General features: G+C 68.3%; 25 protein-coding genes. 13 read left to right on the top strand and 12 right to left on the bottom strand.

Annotation, left to right across the window (positions count from 1 at the left end):
* Positions 1-282 precede the first annotated feature (282 nt).
* Positions 283-1,242 (top strand): TerC/Alx family metal homeostasis membrane protein, encoded by a 960-nt coding sequence (locus ACTMO_RS0110005; protein WP_026449063.1) that lies wholly within the window; start codon positions 283-285, stop codon positions 1,240-1,242.
* Positions 1,243-1,307: 65 nt separating this feature from the next.
* Here ACTMO_RS0110005 and ACTMO_RS0110000 read toward each other — a convergent pair whose 3' ends face one another.
* The 3 genes from ACTMO_RS0110000 to ACTMO_RS0109990 form a co-directional block, all read right to left on the bottom strand.
* The gene (locus tag ACTMO_RS0110000) at positions 1,308-1,964 is read right to left on the bottom strand and encodes an RES family NAD+ phosphorylase (protein WP_019854553.1); all 657 of its coding nucleotides are present in this window, start codon (positions 1,962-1,964) and stop codon (positions 1,308-1,310) included.
* A gap of 24 nt (positions 1,965-1,988) precedes the next feature.
* The gene (locus tag ACTMO_RS0109995) at positions 1,989-2,573 is read right to left on the bottom strand and encodes a hypothetical protein (RefSeq protein ID WP_026449062.1); all 585 of its coding nucleotides are present in this window, start codon (positions 2,571-2,573) and stop codon (positions 1,989-1,991) included.
* 209 nt (positions 2,574-2,782) lie between these two features.
* Complete coding sequence (locus tag ACTMO_RS0109990; RefSeq protein WP_019854551.1) at positions 2,783-3,811, bottom strand: chitinase; 1,029 nt, start codon at positions 3,809-3,811, stop codon at positions 2,783-2,785.
* A 159-nt stretch (positions 3,812-3,970) separates the two neighbouring features.
* Between ACTMO_RS0109990 and ACTMO_RS0109985 the strand changes: the two genes are divergently transcribed.
* The 5 genes from ACTMO_RS0109985 to ACTMO_RS0109965 all read left to right on the top strand — a co-directional run bounded on the left by ACTMO_RS0109985 (position 3,971) and on the right by ACTMO_RS0109965 (position 9,318).
* Positions 3,971-5,638, top strand: coding sequence for a class I adenylate-forming enzyme family protein (locus ACTMO_RS0109985; protein WP_019854550.1), 1,668 nt, complete (start codon positions 3,971-3,973; stop codon positions 5,636-5,638).
* A gap of 22 nt (positions 5,639-5,660) precedes the next feature.
* Positions 5,661-6,413 carry an SDR family oxidoreductase gene (locus ACTMO_RS0109980; RefSeq protein ID WP_019854549.1) on the top strand — a complete coding sequence of 251 codons (753 nt, stop codon included), beginning with the start codon at positions 5,661-5,663 and terminating at the stop codon, positions 6,411-6,413.
* A gap of 3 nt (positions 6,414-6,416) precedes the next feature.
* Positions 6,417-7,229, top strand: a complete 813-nt coding sequence (locus ACTMO_RS0109975; RefSeq protein ID WP_019854548.1) for an SDR family oxidoreductase — start codon at positions 6,417-6,419, stop codon at positions 7,227-7,229.
* 276 nt (positions 7,230-7,505) lie between these two features.
* Positions 7,506-8,117, top strand: coding sequence for a TetR/AcrR family transcriptional regulator (locus ACTMO_RS0109970; protein ID WP_033401863.1), 612 nt, complete (start codon positions 7,506-7,508; stop codon positions 8,115-8,117).
* A 235-nt stretch (positions 8,118-8,352) separates the two neighbouring features.
* Entirely contained in the window at positions 8,353-9,318 is a 966-nt protein-coding gene (locus ACTMO_RS0109965; protein ID WP_019854546.1) for an NADPH:quinone oxidoreductase family protein, read from the top strand.
* Between the two features lie 73 nt (positions 9,319-9,391).
* On the opposite strand, the gene ACTMO_RS0109960 is transcribed toward ACTMO_RS0109965, so the two are convergent.
* The 4 genes from ACTMO_RS0109960 to ACTMO_RS0109945 form a co-directional block, all read right to left on the bottom strand.
* Positions 9,392-9,844 (bottom strand): MaoC family dehydratase, encoded by a 453-nt coding sequence (locus ACTMO_RS0109960; protein WP_026449058.1) that lies wholly within the window; start codon positions 9,842-9,844, stop codon positions 9,392-9,394.
* Between the two features lie 90 nt (positions 9,845-9,934).
* Positions 9,935-11,137 carry an acyl-CoA dehydrogenase family protein gene (locus ACTMO_RS0109955; RefSeq protein WP_019854544.1) on the bottom strand — a complete coding sequence of 401 codons (1,203 nt, stop codon included), beginning with the start codon at positions 11,135-11,137 and terminating at the stop codon, positions 9,935-9,937.
* Entirely contained in the window at positions 11,138-12,178 is a 1,041-nt protein-coding gene (locus ACTMO_RS0109950; protein ID WP_019854543.1) for a phosphotransferase family protein, read from the bottom strand.
* Positions 12,175-12,843 carry an HAD family hydrolase gene (locus ACTMO_RS0109945; RefSeq protein WP_019854542.1) on the bottom strand — a complete coding sequence of 223 codons (669 nt, stop codon included), beginning with the start codon at positions 12,841-12,843 and terminating at the stop codon, positions 12,175-12,177. Before ACTMO_RS0109945 ends, ACTMO_RS0109950 begins: the two co-directional genes overlap by 4 nt.
* Before the next feature lie 399 nt (positions 12,844-13,242).
* On the opposite strand from ACTMO_RS0109945, the gene ACTMO_RS0109940 reads away from it, so the two are divergent.
* Positions 13,243-13,881: a hypothetical protein gene (locus ACTMO_RS0109940; RefSeq protein ID WP_026449057.1), complete on the top strand. Its 639-nt coding sequence runs from the start codon at positions 13,243-13,245 to the stop codon at positions 13,879-13,881.
* Positions 13,882-13,968: 87 nt separating this feature from the next.
* Here the strand turns inward: ACTMO_RS0109940 and ACTMO_RS0109935 are convergent, their stop codons facing one another.
* Both ACTMO_RS0109935 and ACTMO_RS0109925 read right to left on the bottom strand, forming a co-directional pair.
* Complete coding sequence (locus ACTMO_RS0109935; protein ID WP_019854540.1) at positions 13,969-15,528, bottom strand: GMC family oxidoreductase; 1,560 nt, start codon at positions 15,526-15,528, stop codon at positions 13,969-13,971.
* A gap of 275 nt (positions 15,529-15,803) precedes the next feature.
* The gene (locus ACTMO_RS0109925) at positions 15,804-17,336 is read right to left on the bottom strand and encodes an aldehyde dehydrogenase family protein (RefSeq protein ID WP_019854538.1); all 1,533 of its coding nucleotides are present in this window, start codon (positions 17,334-17,336) and stop codon (positions 15,804-15,806) included.
* Positions 17,337-17,761: 425 nt separating this feature from the next.
* Between ACTMO_RS0109925 and ACTMO_RS0109920 the strand changes: the two genes are divergently transcribed.
* Together ACTMO_RS0109920 and ACTMO_RS0109915 are read left to right on the top strand one after the other, a co-directional pair.
* Entirely contained in the window at positions 17,762-18,370 is a 609-nt protein-coding gene (locus tag ACTMO_RS0109920; RefSeq protein WP_019854537.1) for a TetR/AcrR family transcriptional regulator, read from the top strand.
* A 263-nt stretch (positions 18,371-18,633) separates the two neighbouring features.
* Positions 18,634-19,629: a coiled-coil domain-containing protein gene (locus ACTMO_RS0109915; RefSeq protein WP_019854536.1), complete on the top strand. Its 996-nt coding sequence runs from the start codon at positions 18,634-18,636 to the stop codon at positions 19,627-19,629.
* A 286-nt stretch (positions 19,630-19,915) separates the two neighbouring features.
* Here the strand turns inward: ACTMO_RS0109915 and ACTMO_RS0109910 are convergent, their stop codons facing one another.
* A complete protein-coding gene (locus ACTMO_RS0109910; RefSeq protein WP_019854535.1) occupies positions 19,916-20,419 on the bottom strand; it encodes a SixA phosphatase family protein in 504 nt (167 codons plus the stop codon).
* A gap of 55 nt (positions 20,420-20,474) precedes the next feature.
* Positions 20,475-20,867 carry a DUF2237 family protein gene (locus tag ACTMO_RS0109905; protein WP_019854534.1) on the bottom strand — a complete coding sequence of 131 codons (393 nt, stop codon included), beginning with the start codon at positions 20,865-20,867 and terminating at the stop codon, positions 20,475-20,477.
* Positions 20,868-21,148: 281 nt separating this feature from the next.
* On the opposite strand from ACTMO_RS0109905, the gene ACTMO_RS22370 reads away from it, so the two are divergent.
* The 4 genes from ACTMO_RS22370 to ACTMO_RS0109885 all read left to right on the top strand — a co-directional run bounded on the left by ACTMO_RS22370 (position 21,149) and on the right by ACTMO_RS0109885 (position 25,905).
* A complete protein-coding gene (locus tag ACTMO_RS22370) occupies positions 21,149-22,591 on the top strand; it encodes a GH25 family lysozyme (protein ID WP_019854533.1) in 1,443 nt (480 codons plus the stop codon).
* A gap of 261 nt (positions 22,592-22,852) precedes the next feature.
* Complete coding sequence (locus tag ACTMO_RS0109895; RefSeq protein ID WP_019854532.1) at positions 22,853-24,091, top strand: glycosyltransferase family 4 protein; 1,239 nt, start codon at positions 22,853-22,855, stop codon at positions 24,089-24,091.
* Between the two features lie 4 nt (positions 24,092-24,095).
* Positions 24,096-24,824 (top strand): methyltransferase domain-containing protein, encoded by a 729-nt coding sequence (locus ACTMO_RS0109890; RefSeq protein WP_019854531.1) that lies wholly within the window; start codon positions 24,096-24,098, stop codon positions 24,822-24,824.
* Positions 24,817-25,905, top strand: coding sequence for a hypothetical protein (locus ACTMO_RS0109885; RefSeq protein WP_019854530.1), 1,089 nt, complete (start codon positions 24,817-24,819; stop codon positions 25,903-25,905). Before ACTMO_RS0109890 ends, ACTMO_RS0109885 begins: the two co-directional genes overlap by 8 nt.
* Here the strand turns inward: ACTMO_RS0109885 and ACTMO_RS0109880 are convergent.
* The gene (locus tag ACTMO_RS0109880) at positions 25,870-26,556 is read right to left on the bottom strand and encodes a class I SAM-dependent methyltransferase (RefSeq protein WP_019854529.1); all 687 of its coding nucleotides are present in this window, start codon (positions 26,554-26,556) and stop codon (positions 25,870-25,872) included. The two genes, ACTMO_RS0109885 and ACTMO_RS0109880, sit on opposite strands and share 36 nt — an antisense overlap.
* Positions 26,557-26,565 lie beyond the last annotated feature (9 nt).

Here is a 26,565-nt window from a genome sequence, read left to right as displayed (position 1 = left end):
TCGTCGTGGTGGGAGGTGGGGGGAGCAGGTCGCCCCGCCGGATTCGTCCGCCGGCTCATGGGTCAGAATCTTCGGAGATCGTGGAGGGGAGTATTCCTGCACGGCGGTGTCGTCATCACGGACCGCGATCGCCGCTCACGGTGATTCGGGCCCGGTGCCGTCGGCCGGTCCTCGACCGGTGGGAGAGACCTCCGGTCCCGGCTTTGGCCCCAGAACCGGAGGTGGTTGATGCGTCCCGCGCCCGTGCTCGCCCAGACGGCACAGCAGTCCCAACCGGACACCATGGGAGTGCCCTGGTGGGTCTGGTTGGCGACCCTGGGTGGACTGCTCCTGTTGATACTGCTCGACCTGGTCATCGTCGACCGCAAACCCCACGAGGTCGGCGCGGGCGAGGCGACCGGGTGGGTTCTCTTCTACGTCTCCTGCGCCCTGGTGTTCGGGCTCGGTGTCTGGTTCCTGGGTGGGCACGCCTTCGCCGTGGAGTACTTCACGGGCTACGTGGTGGAGTACTCGCTGAGCGTGGACAACCTGTTCATCTTCATGGTGATCATGTCCAGCTTCGCGGTCCCCTCCGTGTACCAGCACAGGGTGCTGCTGATCGGTATCGTGCTGGCTCTGGTGTTCCGCGGCCTGTTCATCGCGGTCGGCGCCCAGCTGATCTCGCGTTTCGTCTGGGTCTTCTTCGTCTTCGGCCTCTTCCTGCTCTGGACGGCGGTGAGCATGCTGCGGAACAAGGAGGAGAACGAGGAGGCCGAGAACGCGGTGGTGCGTTGGGTACGCAAGGCCTATCCGGTGACCGAACGGTTCCACGGAACGAGGATGTCGGTTCGGATCGAGGGCAAGCGGTGGCTGACTCCGATGTTCGTCGTGATCGTGGCCATCGGAAGTGCCGACGTGATGTTCGCCGTGGACTCCATACCGGCGATCTTCGGTGTCACCCAGGACCCGTTCCTGGTGTTCACGGCCAACGCCTTCGCACTGATGGGCCTGCGCCAGCTGTACTTCCTGCTGGGAAGTTTGGTCGACCGGCTGGTCTACCTGTCGACGGGGTTGGCGGTGATCCTGGCCTTCATCGGAGTCAAGCTGATCCTGCACGCCATGCACGCCTACCACTGGGTTCCTGCGTGGTTGGAGATCGGCAATCTGCTGTCCCTGGGCGTGATCGTGACCGTGCTGGCGGTCACCGCCGCGGCGAGTCTGCTCAGGTCCCGTCGGGAACAACGCGCCGCGGAGAGCGGCTGAGTGCCCGCAAGGGCCGTGTGCGGGAGGAGAGGATTTCCGGGGGGGCGTTGCCACCGTGAGGTCCGTCAGTTCAGCAGGGTGTAGCTGAGCTCTCTGCACACCCGGCCGAGCGGGAGGTCCAGCCCCGGGTTTTCCAGAGGAAGCAGCAGGTCGGGCGTTTCTGGCAGCACCGTGCCAGCGGGCGGGTCCCACAGGCAGACCGAGGGCTGGCCCGCGTCCATGGAGGAGCGGTACCAGAGTCCGTCCAGTTCCGGATAGGCGGCGCGGATGCAGCGGGCCCAGGCCTGGGTGCGTTCCTTCGTGCCGCTGCTGATCGCCTGGGAGGCCCCGGCCCTGGTGGGCCACAGTCCCGAGAGGTCCAGCAACCGGACCGTGCGGCGCGGTCGGAATATCACCAACTGCGGAGCACGCGTCTTTCTGTCTACTGTGGAAGTGGCTTGGAAGACCTCGGCGATGCAGGTTCGTACCGACAGGGAGAAGTACAGCACCCCGTGTTCCCTGGTGACGGCGGGACCACCCTGCGGGGTCGGGGGGTGGGGATCGAACCTGGCGTGGGGCAGCGGTCCGGCGTAACGGAAGCTGTTCCACTGCTGAGGATGGTTCCCTCCCGAGGTGAACACCCGGACGAGTCGCGTACCGGCGGGCAGGGCGACGACGTCCTCGGTGCGACGGAGCATCGCTTGCAGCGCCGCTGGAGCGGGCGGCTGGGGAAGCCGGGCCATCGCTGGTCCTGTGGTCGCCGGGGACTACACGGGGGTTCCGATGACCGAGGCGAGTTCGGCGACCCGCCGCGGATCGCCGTAGGCCATCAGCCATTCCCGCGGGCTCACCGGGCGGTCTCCGAGCTCCAAGTCCTCCTGGGGGGTGGTCATGAAGTTGGCCAGCACGAGCGCGGGTTGGTCGCTGGGCATGGCGGCCAGGACCGTCTCCAGCCCGGGCAGGACGTCGTCCTCGGTGAACTGCCAGGCGGGAAGACGCCAGCCGCCCCGGTCCTTCCAGCCGATCAACCGACGGGAGGCGACGCGGTGTCTGATCCGGCTGGTGTCGATCCCGAGACGTTCGGCCGCCTGTCCCACCGACAACGCGGTGTCCCGCAGCACGGCCTGTTCCGCCACGGCGCGCGCCCTGGGGTCGGTCTCCTCGTCTCCGAGGGGAGCCAGGTCGAGGCCGGTTTCGGTCAGCGCGGTGCGCTCGTTCTCGTCGAAGTGCGCGCCGGGATCGGTCTGGGCGGGGGTGAGCCGTTTGGCCGCGTCCTCGACGAGGGCGAGGAACTCGTGGGCGGTCACCTTCAGGCCGGCTCGGGCCAGTACGGTCTCCAGCGCCACTGTCATACTTCCAGCCTAACCCCTTTTTCGGGCTCGTGTGCGCCACTGTGCGGGCGATGTCGACGAAGTCACGTGCGGTGTTCGGGGGAGTTCGTGGAGTGACAGCATATATGACGTCGGCGCCGCGAGCGCCCGGGTGCTTCGCGCGGTCGTCGTCCGGGCCGGAGTCCGGGGAAGCCCGACCGGGAGGGCTCCCCCGGAGGTTTTCCCGGCCCTCAGCCCGTGGGCAGGGTGTCGAGGTGCTCGGAGACGGTGTCCGAGAAGTTCCTCCCGTTGCTGACGTCCCAGTTGACGGACCAGGTCATGACCCCACTGAGGGTGGGGCGGGGCGTGTCGGGCACGAAGCTTCCGCACCGGCTGGTCCGGGTCAGGCAGTCCAGTGCGTCGGTGACCACGGAGGGGGCGACGTGACCGCTGCCCGCCGCGGACGGAGAGGCGGGGAAGCCGAGTGAGACCTGGTCGGCGCGCAGGGTGTCCAGCAGAAGACATGCCTGCGTGGTGACGAAGTCCACCGATCCCTGGCTGTGGACCTTCCCGTCACAGCCGCGCATCGAGCCCGAGTTGTAGTACTGGGTGTGGACGACGGTGATGATGTCGCTGAGGTTGTTGATCAGCGGCATGTAGGAGCCGCCCGGCTGCACGTACAGCGTCTGGGGGGCCATGGTCAGCAGGAAGTCCTCCCCGAAGTGCTGGTGCAGTTGTCGGACGGCGCTGGTGACTCCCGCCGTGTCGAAGCTGTGTTCCAGGTCGATGTCCAGTCCGTCCAGCCCGTAGGACTCGATGATCCCGATCATGGAGTCGACGAAGTTGTCCACGCGCTGTTCGGTGCCGAGGTGGACCGAGCCCTTGGCTCCGCCTATCGACATCACGAACTTGGTGCCCTCGGAACGTTTGTCGGCTATGTCGGACCTGAGTTGGGCGTCGCTGTAGCCGCCCAGGGCCCGGGACAGTTCGGGGTCCACGCTGAACTTCACGGCTCCCGGTCTGGTGGGGTCGGACTGCGCGAAGGCCAGCGCGACGAGGTCGTAGCTGTCGGGGATCTCGCTGACACGCAGTGGTTCTGCGTTGTTGACGAAGTTCTGCCAGTAGCCGGTGAGTTGGTGGGTGGGGAGTCCCGAACTCTCGGGGCTGACGGCGGCCGCTCCGACGGCGCCGCGCTGGTCCTGTTCGGCGACCGCGGGAGCGGCGAGGGCCAGGGGAACGACGGCCGCCGCCAGGGCGGCGGTGATTCGGCGAAGGCGCATGGGAACCTCCGGGATCGCTGTTGGAGCTCCCCAAAGTGGACTAGACCAATAGTTCACGTCAAGGTTTCGTCGGGTTTCGGTCAGGCGACGGGTTGACGATCGCTCTCCGAATCAGTTGACTGGTGCGTACCGACTGGTCGGTCTCGCGGAGGTGTGTCGATGTCCGGCGTCTACGACGAACGCCCGTGGCTGAAGTGGTACGCGGAAGGGGAACAGGCGGACATAACCCCGGCGTACGAGGACATGATCGCCGTGCTGGAACAGACCCTGCGGCGCTGTCCGGAACGGGTGGCGCTGACCTACTTCGACGGCGAACTCAGTTACCGCGAACTGGATGTCCACGTCGACGCGCTGGCGGCCCACCTCTCCGCGCGGGGTGTCGGTGGCGGTGACCGCCTCGCACTGTACCTGCAGAACGTCCCCCAGTTCGTGATCGCCCTGCTCGCCGGATGGAGACTGGGAGCCGTCGTGGTCCCACTGAATCCGATGTACCGTGACCACGAACTGAACACGATCCTCGACGACGCACAACCCGTCGCCCTCGTCACCTCCGAGTACGGCTGGCACGAGGTGCTCGCCCGTGTACTACCCGCCCACGGCGAACCCGTGGTGGTCACCACCAGTGAACTCGACTTCGCCGGAGACGCCTCCCCACCCGTGCTGCGGGAGTCCGTACGCCGCCGTCCGGAGGAGACCGAGGACCTGGGGGAGATACTCCGGGACCGGCACGGACAACGTCCCCCGCGTCCTCGGGTGCACCCCGACGACATCGCGTTGCTGACCTACACCTCCGGAACGGGCGGCCCTCCGAAGGGCGCCACCAACACCCACCGCAACATCAGTTTCAACGCCCAGGCCTTCACCCAGCGTGCCGACGGGCCGGACGGGGGAGGTTTCCTCGCCCTGGCACCGCTGTTCCACATCACCGGGCTCGTCTGCCAGTTGGGCGCCGCGCTGGCCCTGGGAGGACGGCTCGACCTGCTTTACCGGTTCGAACCGGGTGTGGTGCTCGACGTGGTACGGAAGCGACGACCGCAGTACATGATCGCCCCGTCCACCGCCTATGTCGCCCTGATGAACCATCCCGGGGTCACAGCCGAGGACTTCACGTCCTTCGAACAGGTGTACTCGGGCGGTGCTCCGCTGCCCGTGGGGCTGGTGCGCAGGTTCCGCTCCGAGTTCGGGATCTACATCCGCAACGGGTACGGCCTCACCGAGACCACGGCCACCGCCACCTCGGTGCCGCCGCACCTGGAGGCCCCCGTCGACGAGGCCACCGGAACCATCAGTGTCGGGATCCCCACCTTCAACTGCCTGCTGCGCGTGGTCGACGACAACGGGGCGGACCTGCCCGCCGGCTCGGTCGGCGAGATCGTCGTGGAGGGGCCGATGGTGGTTCCGGCCTACTGGAACCGGCCGGAGCAGACGGAGACCACGATCCCGGAGGGGAGGCTGCACACCGGCGACGTGGGGTTCATGGATGCCGACGGGTGGTTCTACGTCGTGGACCGCAAGAAGGACGTCATCAACGCCTCCGGGTTCAAGGTGTGGCCCCGTGAGGTGGAGGACGTGCTCTACACCCATCCCGCGGTGCGGGAGGCCGCCGTCGTCGGCGTCGCCGACGAGTACCGGGGTGAAACGGTCCGGGCCTACGTCAGTCTCGTCTCCGCGAACGCGGCGAGCGAAGCGGAGCTGGTCGAGTACTGCCAAGGACGTCTCGCCGCGTACAAGTACCCGCGCGAGGTGGTGCTCCTCGACGAACTCCCCAAGACGGCCACGGGCAAGATCCTGCGCCGTCGACTCGGGGAGCGGACGAGCACGCAATGACCGATCGAAGGAAGGAAGACGGATGAACAGGTTCGACGGCCGTGTCGCGATCGTCACCGGAGCCAGCCGGGGCATCGGGTTCGGCATCGCCCAACGCCTCGTGCGGGAAGGGGCACGGGTGTGCCTGACCGCTCGCAAGGAGGAGACGCTGCGGGAGGCGGTCGACCTGCTGGGAGGCTCGGAACACGCCCTCGCGGTGGCGGGCAAGGCCGACGACTCCGCGCACCAGCAGGAGACGGTGACACGGACGCTGGACACCTTCGGGCGGGTGGACATGCTGGTCAACAACACCGGCATCAACCCGGCCTACGGGCCGCTGATCGAACTCGACCACGGCGTCGCCAGGAAGACCTTCGAGGTCAACGTGCTCGGCGCGCTCTCCTGGACGCAACTGGTGCACCGCGAGTGGATGTCCTCCCACGGTGGGGCGGTGCTCAACGTCTCCTCGGTGGCCGGTTCGGGACCCGCGCCGGGTATCGGCTACTACGGTGCGACGAAGGCGATGCTGACCCACATCACCCGGGAACTGGCGGTGGAACTCGCCCCGGACGTACGGGTGAACGGGGTCGCCCCCGCCGTGGTCAAGACCCAGTTCGCCACCGCCCTCTACGAGAACAACGAGGAGGAGGTGGCCGGGCAGTATCCCCTGGGCAGGCTGGGAGTCCCCTCCGACGTCGCCGGGGCGGCCGCGTATCTGCTCTCCGACGAGGCGGCCTGGGTGACCGGCCAGATCCTGACCCTGGACGGCGGCGTGACCCTCACCGGAGGGATGTGAACAGTGTCCGGGGGAACGGAGGAACGCGACGGCGGTGACACCGGAGTGCGGATCGAGGGCTCGGTGGCCGTGGTCACCGGAGCGGGAAACGGTATCGGTGCCGCGCTGAGCAGGGAGTTCGCGGCGCGTGGCGCCCACGTGGTGGTCAACGACCTCGACGGGGCCGCCGCCGAACGTGTGGCCGCCGAGGTCGGGGGAACCGCGGTGCCCGCCGACGCGGCCGACGAGCAGGGGGTGCGCCTGCTCGTGGACAGGACCCTGCGGATCCACGGGCGTGTCGACCTGTTCTGCGCCAACGCGGGCGTGGCCACCTCGGGAGGCCCGGACGCGCCCGAGGAGGACTGGGAGCACGCCTGGCGGATCAACGTCATGGCGCACGTGCGTGCCGCCCGTGCCGTGCTGCCGCACTGGCTGGACAACGGTGGGGGGCACTTCCTGGCCACCGTCTCGGCGGCCGGACTGTTGACCATGTTGGGCGCGGCCCCCTACTCGGTGACCAAGCACGCCGCGCTGGGTTTCGCGGAGTGGCTGGCCGCCACCTACGCCGACGACGGCGTCACCGTGCAGGCCCTGTGCCCCCAGGGAGTTCGTACGGGGATGCTGGAGAGCAGCGGTGAGCTCGGACGCACTCTGTTGGAGCCCGACGCCGTGGATCCCGAGCACGTCGCCACCACCGTGGCCGAGTCCCTCGGGGGGAGTTTCCTGATCCTTCCGCATCCCGAGGTCGCCGAGTGGTACGCGCGTCGTGCGGCGGACCCGGACCGATGGCTTGCCGGGATGAGTTCGTTGCGACGGCGTGTCGGGACCGACGGGTGAACGGTGTGACGTCCCCGGGGAGGGTGTTACGGGGGCCGCTTCAGACGCGGGGGACCGACCGGTCGGTACCCTGTGTTTCCGGGGTCCGTCGGGAGACGTTCGGTGGACTTGAACGATTCGACCGGAACGGGGCGCTGTTCCGGAGGCGGGACCCGCGGAGGGGCCGCACGTGTGGGTGCCGGCCGGCGGGCCACCCGCTCCGGAGCGGGAGCGGCGAGTCCGGTCCCGGCACGGGCGCCCCGGGCCGGAACACAGGGAGGGATCATGGCGGCGGAGATGTCCCCCGAGGGGGGCGAACAAGTGGTCCGGGAACCGGAACCGGAGCCGGTGCCCCAGCGACTGTTGGCGGCGGCGACCCGGTTGTTCGCGGAACACGGTTTCGAGACGACCTCCGTGCAGCAGATCGTGGACGCCGCCGGGGTCACCAAGGGAGCCATGTACCACTATTTCGGCTCCAAGGACGACCTGCTCTACGAGATATACGCCCGGGTGCTGCGCGTGCAGACGGCGCGTATGGAACAGGCGGCGGACAGCACGGAGTCGGTCCAGCGGCGTCTGCGGGCCGTGGCCGTCGACGTGGTGGTCACCACGGTCACGCACCTGGAGGACACCGTGATCTTCTTCCGTTCGATGCACCTGCTGCATCCGGACAAGCAGGCCGAGGTGCGTGCCCAGCGCCGCAGATACCACGAGCGGGTGCGCGGGTTGATCGAGGAGGGGCAGGCCTCCGGGGTGTTCCGTGCGGACCGCTCGGCCGAGCTGGTGGTGGACTTCTTCTTCGGAGCCGTGCATCACCTGGGCTTCTGGTACCGCAGGGACGGTCCGATGAGCGCTCGGCAGGTGGGGGAGCAGTTCGCGGATCTGCTGTTGGACGCCCTGCGCGTGTGACCGTGTGCGCCCTCCGGGCGCTCGACGGGTGTGCGGCGGTGTGCCCTCGTCCGGGTTTCGTGTCGGGATCGGGGAGGAACCGGTGCGACGGCCTTGCCGAGGGTATGTCCGCGCGACACAACACTGCCATACCGACTAGTCGGTACATGTTCTGGAACGAATCGACCGCCTCTCACGACAGCCCGAGTCCGAGAGGCGCAGGAGGTGGACTGTGCGTGCTCTGAGAGTCCGTCGCTTGGCCCAGCCGCGCGAGGCGCTCGAACTCGTGCGGGAGGAACCGGTTCCCGCACCGGCGGAGGGGCAGCTCGTCGTGCGCGTGCGGGCGTGTCCGGTCAACTTTCCCGACGTGCTGATGTGTGCGGGCGAGTACCAGGTCCGGCCCGAACCGCCGTTCACACCGGGGGTCGAACTCTGCGGTGAGGTGGTCGAAACGGCCGCCGGGGTGGACGGACTGTCCCCGGGGGACAGGGTGATAGGAGCCGGGGCCGTTCCGCACGGGGGTTTCGCCGAGTACGCCCTGATGGACGCCGCCCGGACTTTCCACGCTCCTCCCGAGCTGTCCGACGCGGAGGCCGCGTCGCTGTTCATCGGATACCAGACCGGATGGTTCGGGCTGCACCGCAGAGCCGGGCTGCGCCCGGGGGAGACGCTGCTCGTGCACGCGGCCTCGGGAGGAGTCGGAAGCGCGGCCGTCCAGCTCGGCAAGGCGGCGGGAGCCACCGTCGTGGGTGTCGTGGGAGGGGCCGAGAAGGCCCGTGTGGCTCGCGAGCTCGGAGCCGACGTGGTCGTGGACCGGCACACCGAGGACTTCGTCGACGTGGTCAAGGACCTCACCTCGGGAGCCGGTGCCGACGTGGTCTACGACCCGGTCGGTGGCGAGGCCTACGAGCGTTCGACCAAGTGCGTCGCCTTCGAGGGACGTATTCTGGTGATCGGTTTCGCGAGCGGGCGGATCCCCACACCGGGGCTGAACCACGCGTTGATCAAGAACTACTCGATCGTGGGGCTGCACTGGGGCCTGTACAACGAGCGGGATCCGCGGGCGGTGCGGGAGGCCCACCGGGATCTCTGCCGCATGGCTGAGGAGGGGAGGATCTCCCCGCTGGTCAGTGAGCGGGTCACTCTGGACGAGTTGACGGAGGCGGCCCAACGGGTGGCCGACGGCCACACCGTGGGACGGGTGGTTTACACCAACGAGTGAGTACCCTCCACCGGGGTGCCGGTCCGCTGGTGCGGTCCGCCGACCTCCCGTCGGCGGACCGCACGTCACGGTCTCAGAACACGACCCGGGAGAGGACCTCGGCGACACAGGCCGGCTTGTCCGACCCTTCGAGCTCCACGGTCGTCCGCAGGCTCATCTGCAGCGCCTCACCCTGGTCGGCCACCTCGGAGAGTTCGGAGCTGGCGCGCACCCGACTGTCGACCTTCACGGGGCTGGGGAAGCGGACCTTGTTCAACCCGTAGTTGATCACCATACGCGCTCCCTCGAACCCGTAGATCTGGGCGTTGAGCGCGCTGATCATGCTCAGCGTCAGGAATCCGTGGGCGATGGGAGCGCCGAAGGGGCCGCTGGCCGCCCGCTCCCGGTCGACGTGGATCCACTGGTGATCCCCGGTGGCCCGGGCGAACTCGTCGATCATCTCCTGGGTGACCGTCCACCAGGGACTGGTGCCGAGTGTGGTTCCCTCGGCGGCGCGCAGCTGGTCGGCGTTGGCGAAAACGGGCATGATCGTCCTCCCTCGTGTGGTGTTCGGTGTCTGCCTCGGATCGGTGGTGGACTCCTCCACCGGAAGCTCCCCGAGGGGAGCGGTGCGGTCTCAGCGGTACCGCGAGAGTTCACGACGAGCCAGCGAGCGCAGGTGCACCTCGTCCGGTCCGTCCACGATGTGCAGGGTGCGGGCGTGGGCGTAGAGGTTGGCCAGCGGCGTGTCCTGGCTCACCCCGGCTCCGCCGTGTGCCTGGATGGCACGGTCGATCACGGTGGTGGCCATCTCCGGGACGGCCACCTTGATGGCCTGGATCTCCGTGTGTGCGCCCTTGTTACCCACCGTGTCCATCAGCCAGGCCGTTTTCAGCACCAGCTGGCGTACCGACTCGATACGGACCCTGGCGTCGGCGATCCAGTGCTGGACCATGCCCTGTTCGGCCAGCGGACGCCCGAAGGACTCGCGGTGCAGCGCGCGTTCGCACATCAGGCGCAGGGCGCGTTCGGCCATGCCGATGGCACGCATACAGTGGTGGATCCGGCCGGGCCCCAGTCGTGCCTGGGCGATGGTGAACCCCTCGCCCTCCCCGGAGATGATGTTGGAGGCGGGCACCCGGACCTCGTCGAAGTCGATCTCGGCGTGTCCGCCGTGGTCGCCGTCGGAGTAGCCGAACACGGTCATGCCGCGGCGAACGCGCACTCCCGGAGTGTCGACCGGGACCAGCACCATGCTCTGCTGGCGGTGTCGTTCGGCGGTGGGGTCGGTCTTGCCCATCACGATCAGGATCCGGCAGGAGGGGTTCATCGCCCCGGAGGACCACCACTTGCGACCGTTGATCACGTACTCGTCGCCCTCACGCCGGATGCTGGTCCGTATGTTGGTCGCGTCGGCCGAGGCGACCTCCGGCTCCGTCATGCAGAAGGCGGAACGGATCTCGCCGTTCAACAGCGGGGTCAGCCACTGCTCGCGTTGCCGCTGGCTTCCGAACATGGCCAGCACCTCCATGTTGCCCGTGTCCGGAGCCGCGCAGTTCAGGGCGGGAGGGGCCAGGTGCGGGCTGTGTCCGGTGATCTCGGCGAGCGGTGCGTACTGCAGGTTCGTCAGCCCGGCTCCGTGCTCCCCGGGAAGGAAGAGGTTCCACAGTCCCCGGGAGCGGGCCTCCGCCTTGAGCTCGTCCACCACCGGAGGGATCCGCCAGCCGCTGTTCTCGGCCTGGCGGTCGAACTCCTCCTCGGCCGGGTACACGTGGCTGTCCATGAAGGAGTTCAGTTCCGAACGCAGTTGTTCGGTTCGTTCATCAAAAGCGAAATCCATTCATATCTCCTGTGTGTTGGAAAGCCCCTGACGAACGAGGGGCTCCACCATGTCGCCAACGTGCTCGAAACCGTCTCCGACGGTTTTTCCCTGGGTGTAGCGGTAGTGGATTCCTTCGAGAATGACGGCTATCTTGAAGAAGCCGAAGGCGACGTACCAGTCCAGTCCGGACACGTCGACCCCGCTGTGGGCGACGTAGTGTTCCACCAGCTCGCCCGCCGAGGGAAAGCCGTGCTCGGGACCCACACCCGTGGCGACGGGATTGTTCCTGATACCGCTGAGCCCCTCCCAGTAGACGACCAGCAGTCCCAGGTCGGTGAGCGGGTCACCGAGGGTGGCCATCTCCCAGTCCAGCACGGCACGGATCTCGCCGTTCTCGTCGGCCAACAGGTTGTCCAGCCGGTAGTCACCGTGGACCACGGCCGTGGAGCCGTTCTCCGGAACCGTCTCCGCCAACCGGTCCCGGAGCTCGACGATGCCGGGGATCTCCCTGCTGTACGAGGCGTCGAGCTGTTTGCTCCAGCGCCGCAGCTGACGGTGGAGGAACCCTTCCGGCCGTCCGAAGTCCGACAGACCCACCGAGTCCGGATCGATCCCGTGCAGCCGTGCGAGGGTCTCGGTCATCCGCAGGGCCAGTTCCCGGCGTTGCCGCCGGTCCAGCGTCGCGATCTCCTCGGGCGAGCGGTAGGTGCGGCCCGGGACGAAGTCCATGACGTAGAACGGAGCCCCGATCACCTCGTCCTCGGTGCAGAGCAGGTGGGTGCGTGGCACGGGAACACCGGTGTCGGCCAAGGCCGAGACGACGCGGTACTCCCTTCCCATGTCGTGTGCCGTGGCCAGCACGTGTCCGAGGGGAGGACGTCGCAACACCCACTCGTGCTCGCCGTCCGTGAGCCGGTAGGTGAGGTTGGATCTTCCGCCCTGGATCAGCTCCGCACGCAGACCGCCGTTGTGAAAGCCCGGGTGGTTGTCGTCCAGGTAGGTTCGCAACCGTTCCAGGTCGAGGCCGGGCGGGTGTCCCCGGTCGGTGTCTTCGGTCATCCTCGCTCCCCGTGGTGCTGTCGTTGGGCTCCGTCGAGGTGCTCCCGGACGGCTCGCCGGGTTCGTTCGACGTCGTGATGAAGGACGGCGCGCATCCCCGTACGCTGCGCCGCCGCGGTGTTGGCCCGGAGGTCGTCGACGAACAGGATGCGTTCCGGAGACAACTCCATCCGGTCCGACAGGAGGTGGTAGATCTCCGGGTCGGGTTTGCGCATCCCCACCTCGCCCGAGATCACCGCCTGTTCGAACAGGGGGCCGATCCGGTCCCAGGGGTAACTGTTTCCCCAGCTGTTGGACAGTAGGGCGGTGCGCAGACCCTCCTTCCGCAGGCTCCGTACCAGGTCGAGCATCCGTTCGTCCAGGGGCATGAAGGAGAACAGCCGTTCGAGCAGTCCCCGCGGGGGAACACGGGTGCCGTCCTCGTGGCGTAGTCGTGCGGCCAGCAGGCCGTTGAACTCCTCCAGCGCCAGTTCCCCGGTTTCCAGCCGGTGCAGCGGGGTGCCCTCGGGTGCGTCGCGCCCCGCCCACTCCCGTAGTGTCGTGGTGAAGCTCTCCCTGCGGATGCCTTCCGCCCGGGTCCAGGACTCGACGGCCTGTTTCCCGGGGGCGGTCAGCACGCCTCCGTAGTCGAAGACCACGGCGTCGACAGCGGACTCCGTCCTCATGGGTGGTCAGCATACCGTCTAGTCGGTATGCTGACTAGGGTTGATCCGAAGGGCCGTGTGGGACGAGCGGTTCCCTCCTCGGAGGGGCTCGTCGCTTCGTAGCGTGTCCTCCCGGAAGGCGGTTCTTGGGGAAGTAGCGGGAATAACACCCGGATGCAGCAGTGTGATCACGGTGGGTGCCGTTCGCGACGATGACAAGAGCCGTGTGGGTGGGGGTTACTGCGGTTTTCCGGTGAAATTTTCCGCGAAAAATATCACGATTAGTGCTCACTCTTTTTTTGTTTTACCGGGGGTTTCACGGGGGCTTATTGACGGAATGCCTTACCGGTGGGTAGATATTTCTGCTGTCGCGCGACATTTCATCGGAAATGGACTTTTCCTTGTTCAGAGGTGAGAACGATGGCTTCTTTCACGCGTTCGGGAGCACGATTATTGACCGCGGCGGCCTGCGCGGTGGCTCCGGTGATCGCTTTCGCCCAGCCCGCGGTGGCGGAGAGCTTCTCGCACAACTTCGAGTGCTCGGGTGACTCGCCCCTGGGTGCCCAGGAATTCAGCTACCAACAGGATTCCGAGGTGACCGCCCCCACCAGCGTCGCCGCCGGCGAACAGTTCGAGATCGTCATCGACCCGGCGGTCAACACCATTCCCTCCGAAGTGAACGGATACGGGGTGGAGCAGGTCGAGAACATGGACCTGAAACTGCCGGTTCCCGACAACACCACCCACGTCTCCTCCGAGCTCAGCGGTGGTTCCAACCTCGGCAGTCCCGCACCGACCATCGAGGTGAGCGACGGGGTCGCCACCCTCCACGTGGAGGGCCCCATCGCGGGAGGTGCCGAGTTCGAGCTGCCCACGGTGACGGCCACTCTGCAGGCCGGGGACTCCGGGGTGATCGAGACCCAGCTGTACGGAACCAGCTACTCCGATCCCGGACTCACCTTCGACGCCGACGTCTCCACGGTGTTCGGTACGGTCGACGTTCCGACCTCCTGCTACCCGGATCCCAACCCCGTGTTGACCACGACCGAGATAAGCTGACCCCCGGTATCTCGTGAGAAGGGGAGGGCTCCGCGCGGAGCCCTCCCCTTCGTGTGCCGGGGGCGGGAAACAGCCGGTTCCCGCCGGTTACGCGGCGTCCTCCTTGAGCATGTCGGAGCACTTCTCCCCGATGGCCATGGTGGTGATGTTCGGGTTCACCGCGACCAGGAAGGGCATCGCCGAGGCGTCCGCGACCCGCAGCCCGTGCACCCCCTTGACACGCAGCCTGGAGTCCAACGGGGTGTTGACGTCGTCATCGGCTCCCATCGGTACGGAGGCCGCTGGGTGGTAGACCGTGTTGTGCGTCTTGCGCAGGTAGTCCGCGATCTCGTCGTCGGACCGCACGTCCGGTCCGGGGTGCAGCTCGGCACCGGCCCACTCGCGCATGGCGGGCTGGTTCACGATCTCCCGTGCCAGCCTGATCCCGTGGGTCATCACCCGCATGTCGTGCGGGTCGGTGAAGTAACGTGGGTCCACCGCCGGTTTGTCCCGGAAGTCGCGGCTGCGCAGCCGCACCGTTCCGACCGAACGGCTCCGGGTCACGTTCGGGGTCAGGCAGAAGCCGTTCTCGGTGCTGGGGTAGCCCTGGCGAACGGTGTGCATGTCGAACGGCACCGACCCGAAGTGGAACATCAGGTCGGGGCGGTCCAGGCCGGGTTCGGTCGTGGTGAAGATGCCGATCTCCCACCACTGGGTGGAGTCCTGGACCATCGGCTGTGCCGCGTCCCAGCCGATGACCCCCTCCGGGTGGTCCTGCAGGTTGGAGCCGACCCCGGGGGAGTCCACGAGAACGTCCACCCCCACCGAACGCAGGTGTTCGGCCGGGCCGATCCCGGACAGCATCAGCAGTTTGGGCGTGTCGATGGCTCCGGAGCTGAGCACCACCTCACGCCGGGCGGTGACCCGCTTGGTGTGCAGCCCGTCGGGGGCGAGGTACTCCACACCGGTGGCGCGGGAACCGTCGAAAACGACCCTCTTGGCACGCGCGTCCGTGCGGATCTCCAGGTTCGGCCGGTTGCCCATGATCGGGTGCAGGTAGGAGACCGAGGAGGAGGCGCGGGTTCCGTCCTCGAAGGCGTTGATCTGGAACCAGTTCGCCCCGTGGGTCACGGTGCGCCCCGAGTTGAACTCGGTGATCGGGATACCCTGCTGTTCACAGGCCCGCAGCAGCGCGGCGCCGCAGGGGTCGTTCGGCGGGACGCTGCGCAGTCGGACCGGGCCGCTCCGACCGTGGTGCTCTCCCGGGGCGTCGTTGTTCTCCAGCCGTTTGTAGAGGGGGAAGACGTCGGCGGCACTCCAGCCGGTGGCGCCCATGGACTCCCACTCGTCGAGGTCCTCGGCCGGTGCCCAGAAGGCGATGCAGGAGTTGTGCGAGGAACAACCCCCCAGCACCTTGGCACGTGCGTGCCGCATGAAGGAGTTGCCCTGTTCCTGCGGTTCGATCAGGTAATCCCAGTCGAACCCGGACTCCAGCAGGGACATCCACTGTTTGAGCTCGAGGACCTCACGCTTGTCCTGGTCCGTCGGTCCCGCTTCCAGCAGGCACACTGTGGTGGCGGGATCCTCCGAAAGACGTGCGGCCAGGGCCGCTCCGGCACTGCCGCCGCCGACGACGACATAGTCGAAAGTGGTCGCCTCGTCGCTCATCGTTGCTCTCCTGTTCTGTTCACGCCGACGCGAACTCCTCCTGGGCACGGGGGTGGAGGAGGGCCCGGGGTGGGGTAGCGGTGATCGGTTTCCGGCCGGGGGTCCCACGCTTCGGGGCGGTTCTGATCGGGACGGGGGAGGGTGGGGCCGAGCCGGCACGCCGGGGGGTCGGGGGCACGCCGTCCGGTTCCGTACCGGTACGGCCGTCGTCCGACCCGGCCCCGTCCACCCGGGCGCTCCGGGTGGGCAGAACCGGGTGAGGTGGTGGACCGGACTCACTCGCCGGAGAACCAGCGCTGTGGCTCCGGACGCAGGTTCTGGTAGACGTGCTTGGCCTCCTGGTACTCGCGGAGACCACCGCCGCCGAGTTCGCGGCCGATGCCGGACTGCTTGAAACCGCCCCACTCGGCCTGGGGCAGGTACGGGTGGAAGTCGTTGATCCACACGGTGCCGTGGCGCATCCGGTTGGCGACCCGCTGCGCCTTGCTCACGTCCGAGGTGAACACCGCCCCGGCCAGGCCGTAGTGCGTGTCGTTGGCGATGCGGACGGCGTCGTCCTCGTCGGTGAAGCGCTCGACGGTCAGCACCGGTCCGAAGGACTCCTCGGTCACCGCCTGTGAGCCCTGGCGCACCTCGTCGAGCACGGTGGGGAGGTAGAAGTAGCCGGAGGCGTACCTCTCACCCTCCGGACGGCGTCCGCCGGTGCGCAGCACGGCGCCTTCCTCGATCGAGCGTTTCACGTAGTCCTCGACCTTGGCGCGGTGCTCGGCGGAGATCAGCGGGCCGGTCTCGGCGTCCTCGTCGAAGGGGCCGCCGAGCCTGATGGTCTCCGCCCGGCGGACGATCTCGTCCACGAGCGCGTCGTGGATCTCGTCCTGCACGATCAGTCGAGCTCCGGCGGAGCACACCTGACCGGAGTGCAGGAAGATGGCTGTCAGCGCGTAGTCGACGGCGGTTTCGAAGTCCGCGTCGGCGAAGACCACGTTCGGGTTCTTCCCCCCGAGTTCGAGGGCGACCCGTTTGACGGTGGTGGCCGCCGAGGCGGCGATGGCGCGCCCGGTGTGCAGCCCGCCGGTGAACGAGACCAGGTCGACGTCGGGGTGTTCGGACAGTGGGGCCCCGACCTCGTCACCCCGCCCCAGCACCAGGTTGCCGACCCCGGCGGGCAGCCCCGCCTCGTGCAGTGCGCGCATGAGCAGCACCGCCGTACTCGGGGTGAGTTCGCTCGGTTTGAGCACGAAGGTGTTGCCCGCGGCCAGGGCGGGAGCGACCTTCCAGGCCACCTGTAGCAGCGGGAAGTTCCAGGGTGTGATCAGCCCGCAGACCCCGACGGGTTCGTAACGCACCCTGCTGATGGCCTCGGTCGAGCCGGTGTCCACCACGTGCCCGGGATCGGTGCCCGCGATCTTGCCGTAGTAGCGGAAGCAGGCCGCGATGTCGTCCATGTCGTAGCCGCTCTCCACCACGCGTTTGCCGGTGTCCAGTGACTCCGCCCTGGCGAACTCCTCCCGGTCCCGGACGAGGATGTCACTCACGCGCAGCAGCAGGTCCCCGCGCTCCCACGCGGAGGTGTTCGCCCAGCTTCCCTCGTCGAAGGCCGCGCGCGCGGCCGCGATGGCCCGTTCGGCGTCGGAACGGTCACCCTCGGAGACGCGGGCGACCAGGGATCCGTCCGCGGGGCAGCGGATGTCACGGGTGTTTCCCGCCGCCGCGGCCCGCCACTCACCGTCGATGTAGAGGGTCCGCGTCCGCCCGACCACCTCCGATCGGGAGGTCGTGTCGTTCGCTGGACCGTCGGTCTGCGACATAGTGAAATTCCTGTCGGTGCTTTCGGCTACTGGGCACTATCGCTGTGGGGAACTCGCCCCGGACGAGCCGCGAGCCCGCCTCGTCCGTGTCGTTCGTCGACCGTTCGGGTGATTCGAACTCGGAGTTCGGGGCACGACCCGGTGTCCGGCCGGGTCGCCGTCACCGCCGCGTGTGGGGTCGAACGGGGCGGAACCCGTTGCGGGAGCGACTCTAGCAGGTTTTGTGTACATATGTACATGAAAAGGTCCGCGCATCCGGGAAAGCGATCAATCTTGGCGTTCTGACCAGCGATGACTCTTTTCGGGTGATGTGGGTCGCATCGTCGTCGGGTGGTTTCGTGGCACTGTGTCCCGGTCCGGAGGCGAACGGCTCTCCGGGGACGGAACGCGGAAGGCGCGCACCGCCGGGAGGTGTACGGCAGGCGATGACGACGACGGAGTCCGAACAGTCTCGAACCACGGGCCGGACAGGTCGTGGACAGAGCGGTTCGCGCAAGGATCCCGGGCGCCGTGAGCGGATCGCCCGTGCCGCCATCACCGTCGTCGCCGAGCGTGGGATCGAGAAGCTCACGCACCGCGCCGTGGCCGCCGCGGCTGGGGTTCCGCTCGGATCGACCACGTACCACTTCGCCACCCTGGACGACCTGCTCGCGGTGGCGCTGCGGCAGGCGGCCCAGGACAACGTGGCCGAACTGCGGGAGTACGCGGGCGAGATGAACGCCGCCGGCGACCTGGCCTCCGTGCTGACCGATCTGGTGCTGCGCTACCTCGGCCCGGAAAGGCGCCGCACCGTGGTCGAACACGAACTGTACGTCGCGGCGTTGCATCGTCCGGCTCTGCGTGCGGCCAGCACGGAGTGGGACGCCGCCCTGCGGGACCTGTTCACCTCCTACACCGACGAGGTGTCGGGAAAGATGTTGGCTGCGGTCTTCTGCGGTCTGCTGTGGCAGGGAATCGTTCGTGAACCGCTTCCGGACCGAAACGAGATCGAGACCATTTTCCGTCGTGCTCTGGGCTCGCACGCGGTCCACTGAACAACCTCGACGAAGGTTGATCCCGGCTACACCGGACGGTTACTCGGTTTTTGGCCCCTGCCGTTGATTCGTTCGCTCACCCGTGTGGACAATGGCGGGAGCGATCCGTTGACGCCTGTGCTCGACACGACGTGGTCCCGCCGGTTCGGCTGACCGGAGCACATCGTGGAGCGCCTTTCGGGTGTGCAACGGAACATGCCGCGTCGGGGGGCGTGGCTCGCTCCAACCGAACAACCGCTGTTTATCAGGGATGGGGTGAGACCGTGGGCCAGAACGAGAACCGGGAACTGGTGCCGCTCAAGTCGGATTTCGACGTCGTCTGGCGAGGATTCCGGCGTTCCCAGGTACAGTTCTACATTCAACAGACCGAGGCCGAAGTGCGGATGCTGACCGAGGACCGGGATTCGGCGCTCAGTCAGGTGTCCGAGCTCAACGTACAGCTGGAGCAGGCCCGGGAGGAGATCGAGTCGCTGCGTAAGCGGCTGGACGACGTCTGCCGGACCCCCATCGACGAGTCGGCGCTGTCCGACCGTTTACGCCGGATGGTCCAGCTCGCCAACGACGAGGCGGCGGAGATCATCTCCTCCGCGCGTGCGACCGCCGAGCACGAGTGGTCCCGTTCGGAACAGGCCGCCTCCGAGCTGCGTGAGAGGTACGAACGGCTGGTGGCCGAGGCCGACGACTGGCGCCGACAGGCACAGCAGCAGCGTCAGGAGGCCCTGGAACAGACCAGTCGCGAGATCGAGCGGATGGCCGACGAGGCGGAACAGCACCGCCGCAGGCTGGACCGGGAGGCCGAACAGCGGCGTAACGAGATCGAGCGGGACTTCGAGCTCTCCATGGCCGCGCGTCGGGAGGAGGCGATGCGCGAGCTCGCCGAACGCGACCGCGCCAGCAGGCAGGAGGCGCAACGACGTATCAGTGAGGCCGCCGCCGAGGCCGAGCGACGTACCCAGCGGGCCAACGAGCAGGTCGAGGCGATGCGCGAGCTGCGTCGCGAGCTCGCCGAGCAGGTACGTGCCGGACAGCAGCTGCTCAACGAGGCGGAGCCCTTCCTCAGCGCGTCGGTGACCGGCACGGAGTCGAGCCAGGCCGACTCCTACGTGTGGGCGGACTCCGCCTCGGACGGCGAGCAGCACCCCTCGACCGGGCAGGTGGAGGTCCCGAGACAGCGTGCGCTGCGTGAGCCTCCGGAAGCGGAGGAGGAGAACGACAACGGGGTGCTCTCCGGAACGCCGGCCAGCGCCACGGAGAACTGAGGCGGGGCGTCGGCGGGACGGGTGTTCCCCTCGCCGGGACGGTGACGAAGGCCTCCTCGGAACGGCATTCGCCGCGCGCGGTACTCGTTCGGCGGGTCCGAGCGGGAACCGGGCACGATTCGGAATGTCCGGGGCCGCCCGGTCACGACGGTTTCCGAAACGCGGAGATCCCGGAGCGGGTGGTCGTGGAGGTTCCGTGGTGGATGCCTGATCCGGTCGGCCCCCGGGCGAGGGAGCCGACCGGTGCGGGATCTCCAGCCGGGGAACGGTTCGCGGGACCGGGACCTCACGGTGCCGTGGGCGGGCGCGGCGTGACCGTCTCGACGAGGACGGAGTGGCCGGGAGCGGTTCCGGACCAGGGGTTTTCCTGTTCCAGTACCGCCATCGCCGAGGTCTTCAGCTCCACCGCCTGCCCGGAGAGCGCTCCCACCAGCTCCGAGAGTCCGGGATTGTGGGCGATCAACAGCGTCGTGTGGGCGTTCTCGGGCAGACCGTGGATCACCTCCAGCAGGGTGGCCGCGTCAGCCCCGTACATCCGTGGGTCGAATACGACCTCGGGGTCCGTTTCCAGCTCCGCGAGCACGGCCTCGCAGGTCTGACGTGTCCGCAGGGCCGTGGAGCACTGGAGGAGGTCGACCCTGTGCCCGTGTTCACGCAGCCAGGAGCCCGCCAGCGGGGCCTCACGCCGTCCTCGTTCGGCCAACGGTCGTTCGTGGTCGTCGACCGGGTGGTTCCGCTCCGATTTCGCGTGCCGGAGCACGATCACTCGGTGCCGCGTCGTGGTGGACATGCGGTCTTCTGCTCCTTCCCGGATCCGGATGCCGGGCCCGTGACTCGGTGGGAGCTCAGGTCAGCGCGCTGGGGTCGGAGGGAACGTCGACCGCGTGGCGACGCAGCGTCTCCAGCGGTATCACCTCCACGGCCCGTTCATGGGTGGCCGCCAGCACGACCGGAGGGGCGACCCCGGCCCGTTCCGCCTCCAACCACCGTGTGGCGCAGACACACCAGCGGTCTCCCGCCTGCAGACCGGAGAAACCGAACTGCGGCAACGCGGTGGTCAGGTCGTTGCCCGCTTCGCGCTGCTGTTCGAGGAACTCACGGGTCACCACCGCGCAGACCGAGTGGTTGCCGAGGTCCTCCGGGCCCGTGGTGCAGCAACCGTCGCGGTAGAAGCCGGTCAGCGGATCGGTGCCGCACTGTTCGAGGGGTTCGCCGAGTACGTTGCGTTCGTCGGACATGCTCCCAGCATGGCAGTTGTACCGTGCGGGATCATGGGAGAGGACGCGGTGTCTGGGAGTTGTTCCGGAACGGCCCGCCGGTCCGTCCGGGCGGCCCCGCACCTGATTCGGTCTCCCGCCGGGCCCGGTGCGTCCGCCGAGTGGGATGTCGGAAAGGACATCAAAAACACGTACGGTGTTGAATTGCTTCTTCTGGGTGGCCCGAGGGGGGCAATCTAGGTAGTCGCCTGCGTGTTTTCCGGCGGTTACGTGCACGGTGAGTGCTGGGAGTCTGGGGACCTGTGAGAACCCCCGGCCAAAGTAACCCCGAAGAAGAACCACGAGAAACGGTCGACTTCACGGAGTCGGCGGACGCCGCCGGACGGCGGACGTCCCCGGGGCGCACCCCGAACGCCCCGAACGAGACGAGTTCCCGGCAGCCTGTCACGGGCCGTGTCGAGCAGCTCGTACACCGGACCTGGACCGGAGTCCAGCGCGGGGCCCGGCTGTTCGTGCGGTGGTTGCGGCACTCGCTGGCGGTGTTGACGGCACTGGCCGAACGTGTGGCCCGGTGGAGCGCCCCCCGGGTGCGTCGGGGCCACGAACGTCTGGTCGTCGGCGTCGAGCGGGTCCGGGACCGGCTCGCACCGTGGGTCCGTCGGCTGTGGCGGCGGCTGAGTCCGCTGGTCGAGCGCCTGCGGCGACGGTGTGCCCCCTTCGCCGAGCGGGCGCGACGGAGACTGGAACCGGTCGCGCGCCGTGTGGGAACGAAGGTGGGCCCCCACCTCTCCACCGCCCGCGCCAAACTGGCCGCGACCACGAGTCGCTCCCGGGTGTCGCCGCGCACACGCTCGGTGCAGCTGACCGCAGCGGTCGCCGCCGTCGGCGTGCTGGCGGTACTCGTGGGCACGGTCGGTCCGGACACCTCCGAACGAACCACCCCGGCCGCGCACACGGTGGATCTGCCGACGCAGCGACACACGGAGGCTGGTGACCCCGGTGTGCTGAGTGCCCCGAACAACGACGGCGGAGCGAAGGAGCGGGCCGAGTCCGGCGAACAGAAGTCCGCCGCGGCGGGCAGGCGCGTCTCGCCCGAGGCCGCTGCCGCCGTGGGGCCGAACGCCAGTGGGATCGACGTGTCCAACCACAACGGCTCCATCGACTGGAACGCCGTGGCCGGATCCGGGCAGAAGTACGCCTTCGTGCTGGCCACCGACGGTGGAACCTTCACCAACCCGATGTTCTCGGAGCAGTTCCACGGAGCCAAGCAGGCGGGACTGCTCACCGGTGCCTACCACTTCGGCAGGCCCACCGGATCCGCCGTGGCCCAGGCCGACCGGCTGATGGACACCATGGGGCCGACCGGGGACGGACGTACGCTGCCTCCGGTTCTCGACCTGGAGGTCTCGCCGAGTACCGGCGGGTGCTACGGAAAGACCACCGCCCAGATGCACACCTGGACCCAGAATTTCCTGGACCGGGTGCAGGAACGCAGCGGCCAGCGGGGCATCATCTACGCCAGTCCCTCCTTCTGGAGCACCTGCATGGGTGGCTCCCAGGCCTTCGCCCAGCACCCGCTGTGGTTGGCCTCCTACGGGGTCTCCCAGCCGAGCGTGCCCGGAGGATGGAACAACTACTCGTTCTGGCAGTACACCGAGAAGGGCAGAGTGCCCGGTATCAGCGGTCCGGTGGACATGAACAGGTTCCAGGGCAGCGGTGCCGACCTGCTTCGACTCGCGCGGTGACGCGGTGTGCGTGACCCGACAACGGGGGCGTCCTCCCTTCTCGGGGGGAGGCCCCCGTTTTCTCGTTCGGATCCCACGCGAGGAGGAGTCGGGAGGGCCTCGGTGTGGCTTCCGGGTTCGGAGAGTGCACAGGGGGATCGGATGCGGAGTTTCCTCCAGGAGGGTGATCGGGTCGAGTTACCACCGGGTAGGCTTAGTCCGGTGTCGGAGCCGAAACCAGTCGAACCTCGGCTTCGTGACGTTCCGGTCGTGAGGTGAGTCGTGCGAATCGCTCTGCTGTCCTACAGAAGCAAGCCGCACAGCGGCGGGCAGGGGATCTACGTGCGCCACCTCAGCAGGGGACTGGCCGAACTGGGACACCGGGTGGAGGTCTTCTCCGGGCAGCCGTACCCGGAACTGGACGACGGAGTGGGGCTGACCAGGGTGCCCAGCCTCGACCTGTACCGCGAACCCGACCCGTTCCGTACACCCAGTCCGCGGGAGATACGCGGACCGGTGGATCTGGCCGAGCTCGGCATCATGTGGACGGCGGGGTTTCCCGAGCCGTTGACCTTCAGCCTGCGCGCGGCGCGGATACTGCGTTCCCGGGCCCACGAGTTCGACGTGGTGCACGACAACCAGTCACTGGGATACGGCCTGCTCATGCTGCGACGTGCCGGCATACCGCTGGTCGCCACCGTGCACCACCCGATCACCCACGACCGCCGGGTCGAACTGGACGCGGCCACCGGCTGGCGCAGACTGGGAGTGCGCCGCTGGTACGGCTTCCTGCGGATGCAGCGACGGGTGGCTCCCCGCGTTCCGCGCGTGCTGACCGTCTCCCGCTCCTCGGCCGAGGACATCGTCTCCGAGTTCGGAGTGCCCCGCAGGAACCTGCGTGTGGTCCCGCTCGGAGTGGATCCCGAGGTGTTCCGGCCTCCGGAACGTCCGCGCGTCCCGGGACGGATCGTGGCCATGGCCAGCGCCGACACACCGATGAAGGGAATCGACACCCTGCTCGAGGCGGTGGCCAAGCTGCGCACCGAACGTTCGGTGGAACTGGTGCTGGTGGCGAAACCGGTCAAGGGGGGTGCCACCGAGAGGCTGATCGACGAGCTGGGGATCGGCGACATCGTCCACACGGTCCACGGGCTCACCGACGAAGGGCTCGCCGAGTTGTTCGGTTCCGCCGAGATCGCCTGCGTTCCCTCCCTCTACGAGGGGTTCTCGCTGCCGACGGTGGAAGCCATGGCCTGCGGCACCCCCCTGGTGGCCAGCAGGGCCGGAGCCATTCCCGAGGTGGTCGGCACCGACGGGACCACCGCCGAACTCGTTCCGCCCGCGGACGCCCAGGCTCTGGCCGGAAGGCTCGGAGCGTTGTTCGACGATCCCGCGAGAAGGGCCGCACTGGGCGCGGCGGGTCGGGAACGGGTGCTGGAGCGTTACAGCTGGGCCTCGGTGGCCGCGGCCACGGTGGAGTGCTACGCCGAGGCGATCGAGTCGAGCAGGAAAGGGCAGTGAGGCGTTGCTGACGGTGGATTTCGACAAGCTCGGGGTGCTGCCGGGCCAGCGGGTGCTGGACCTGGGGTGCGGCGCGGGCCGCCACGCCTTCGAGCTCTACCGCAGGGGGCTGCGTGTGGTGGCCTTCGACCATGACGAGGCTGAGCTGGACGACGTGGCCGCGATGTTCGCCGCCATGGAACAGCAGGGGGAGGTTCCCGCCGGAGCCGAGGCCACCACCGTCCGCGGTGACGCGCTCGAACTGCCCTTCCCCGCGGAGTCCTTCGACCACGTGATCGCTTCGGAGATACTCGAGCACATCCCCGCCGACGACCGGGCCATGCGTGAGCTGGTGCGGGTGCTCAAACCCGGCGGCCGGGTCTCGGTAACCGTGCCCAGCTACTTTCCCGAACGGGTGTGCTGGGCGCTGTCGGAGGCCTATCACAACGTCGAGGGCGGACACGTGCGGATCTACCGCAGGGGGGAACTGCTCGACAGGCTGCGGGCGGCGGGGCTGCGTCCGGTGCACCACCACCACGCGCATGCCCTGCACTCCCCGTACTGGTGGCTGAAGTGCGCGGTCGGGGTGAACCGCACGGAGCATCCGCTGACCGGGCTCTACCACCGGATGCTGGTGTGGGACATGCTGCGCGCACCGTGGGTGACCCGTTCCCTGGAACGTGCGCTGAACCCCGTGCTGGGCAAGAGCCTGGTCACGTACCTGTACAAGCCCGCGGGGGTGGCGGTTGCCTGAGCTGCCGGCCGTCGACGGGGTGTTGTCGGCGAGCGCCGCGGCGGCCACCGTCGACTCCATCGCGGCCGCACAGGAGAGTTCCGGAGCCATTCCCTGGTACCCCGGCGGACACGTGGATCCCTGGGACCACGTGGAGTCGGCCATGGCCCTGTCCGTGGGCGGACGCTACGCCGAGGCGGAGCACGCCTACGAGTGGTCGGCGCGCACCCAGCGCTCCGACGGGTCGTGGCCGCTCCGGATCCGGAGGGGAGCTGTCGAGGACCCCGGATCGGACACCAACTTCTGTGCCTATCTCGCCGTGGGGGTGTGGCACCATCTGTCGATCACGGGGAACCGTGTGTTCGCGGAACGGATGTGGCCGACCGTGCGGGACGGGATCGACTTCGTCCTGGCCGCCCAGCATCCCCGAGGGGAGATTCCCTGGGCGCTCGACACCCGGGGTCGGTGTCTGCCGGAAGCGTTGCTGACCGGCTGCTCCAGCATCCACCACAGCCTGCGTTGCGCTCTGGCCCTGGCCGAGTGGGTGGGCGCGTCCCGTCCCGACTGGGAGACGGCACTGGGACGACTGGGGCACGCGCTCCGTGAACACCCCGAGGCGTTCGCGGCCAAGGAACGCTACTCCATGGACTGGTACTACCCGGTTCTCGGCGGGGCGTTGCGCGGCGGACCCGCCTGGGAGCGGCTGCGACAACGCTGGGAGGAGTTCGTGGTCGACGGCCTGGGCGTCCGGTGTGTCACGGACCACCCGTGGGTGACGGGAGCGGAAACCTGCGAGTTGGTGCTGAGTCTGGACGCCGTGGGATGGCGGAGCGCGGCGCTGGAGTTGTTCGCCGCCGTCCAGCACCTGCGGGAGGACGACGGTTCCTACTGGACGGGTCTCGTCTACACCGACGGGAGGAACTGGCCGGTGGAGCACACAACCTGGACCTCGGCGGCGATGGTGCTGGCCGCGGACGCCCTGTCCGGGACCACCCCGGCGAACGGAATCTTCCGTGCCGAGAGGCTTCCGGGGGCACCGTCGTGGCGGGACGGGCCGTGCGGATGTCTACAGGGAGCCGACCTGGCCGCCGACGCGTCGTAGCACCCGCAACGAACCGGTCACCGAGATCTCCTCGAACCGTCCGCTGTCGAGTGCTCTGCGGTACACGTGGAACGGCGGGCGTCCCCCGTCGGCGGGGTCGGGAAAGACGTCGTGGATCACGAGAGCTCCCCCCGGTCGTATCCAGGGAGCCCAGTTCGTGTAGTCGTTCTGCGCCGCGGTCTCGGTGTGCCCGCCGTCGACGAACAACACCGAGATCGGGGTGTTCCAGATCGAGGCGGCCGTGACCGAGTCCCCCACCACGGCCATCACACGGTCCTCCAGGCCGGCCTCGGTGAGGGTGCGCCGGAAGCGCCCCAGGGTGTCCAGGCGTCCGCTGTGCGGATCCACCAGCTCGGGGTCGTGGTACTCCCAGCCCCGCTGGTGTTCCTCGGAACCACGGTGATGGTCCACGGTGACCACCAGCCCCCCGGTGACGCGGGCGGCCGCGCCGAGGTAGACGGTGGACTTGCCGCAGTAGGTGCCGATCTCCACGGCCACGCCGTCGCCGAGGTGGCGCACGGCCGCCTCGAACAGGGCCTCGCCCTCCTCCTCGGGCATGAAGCCGGTGGCGGAACGGGCCACCGCGAGCAGTTCCGGAGGGACCCGTTCGCCGGTGGGGGTCGTTTCGGGGGACGGGGAGACTCGGTTCACCCGGATCCT

The organism is Actinopolyspora mortivallis DSM 44261 (assembly GCF_000384035.1).
GTDB lineage: Bacteria > Actinomycetota > Actinomycetes > Mycobacteriales > Pseudonocardiaceae > Actinopolyspora > Actinopolyspora mortivallis.
This window is presented reverse-complemented; position numbering and strand designations above follow the sequence as displayed.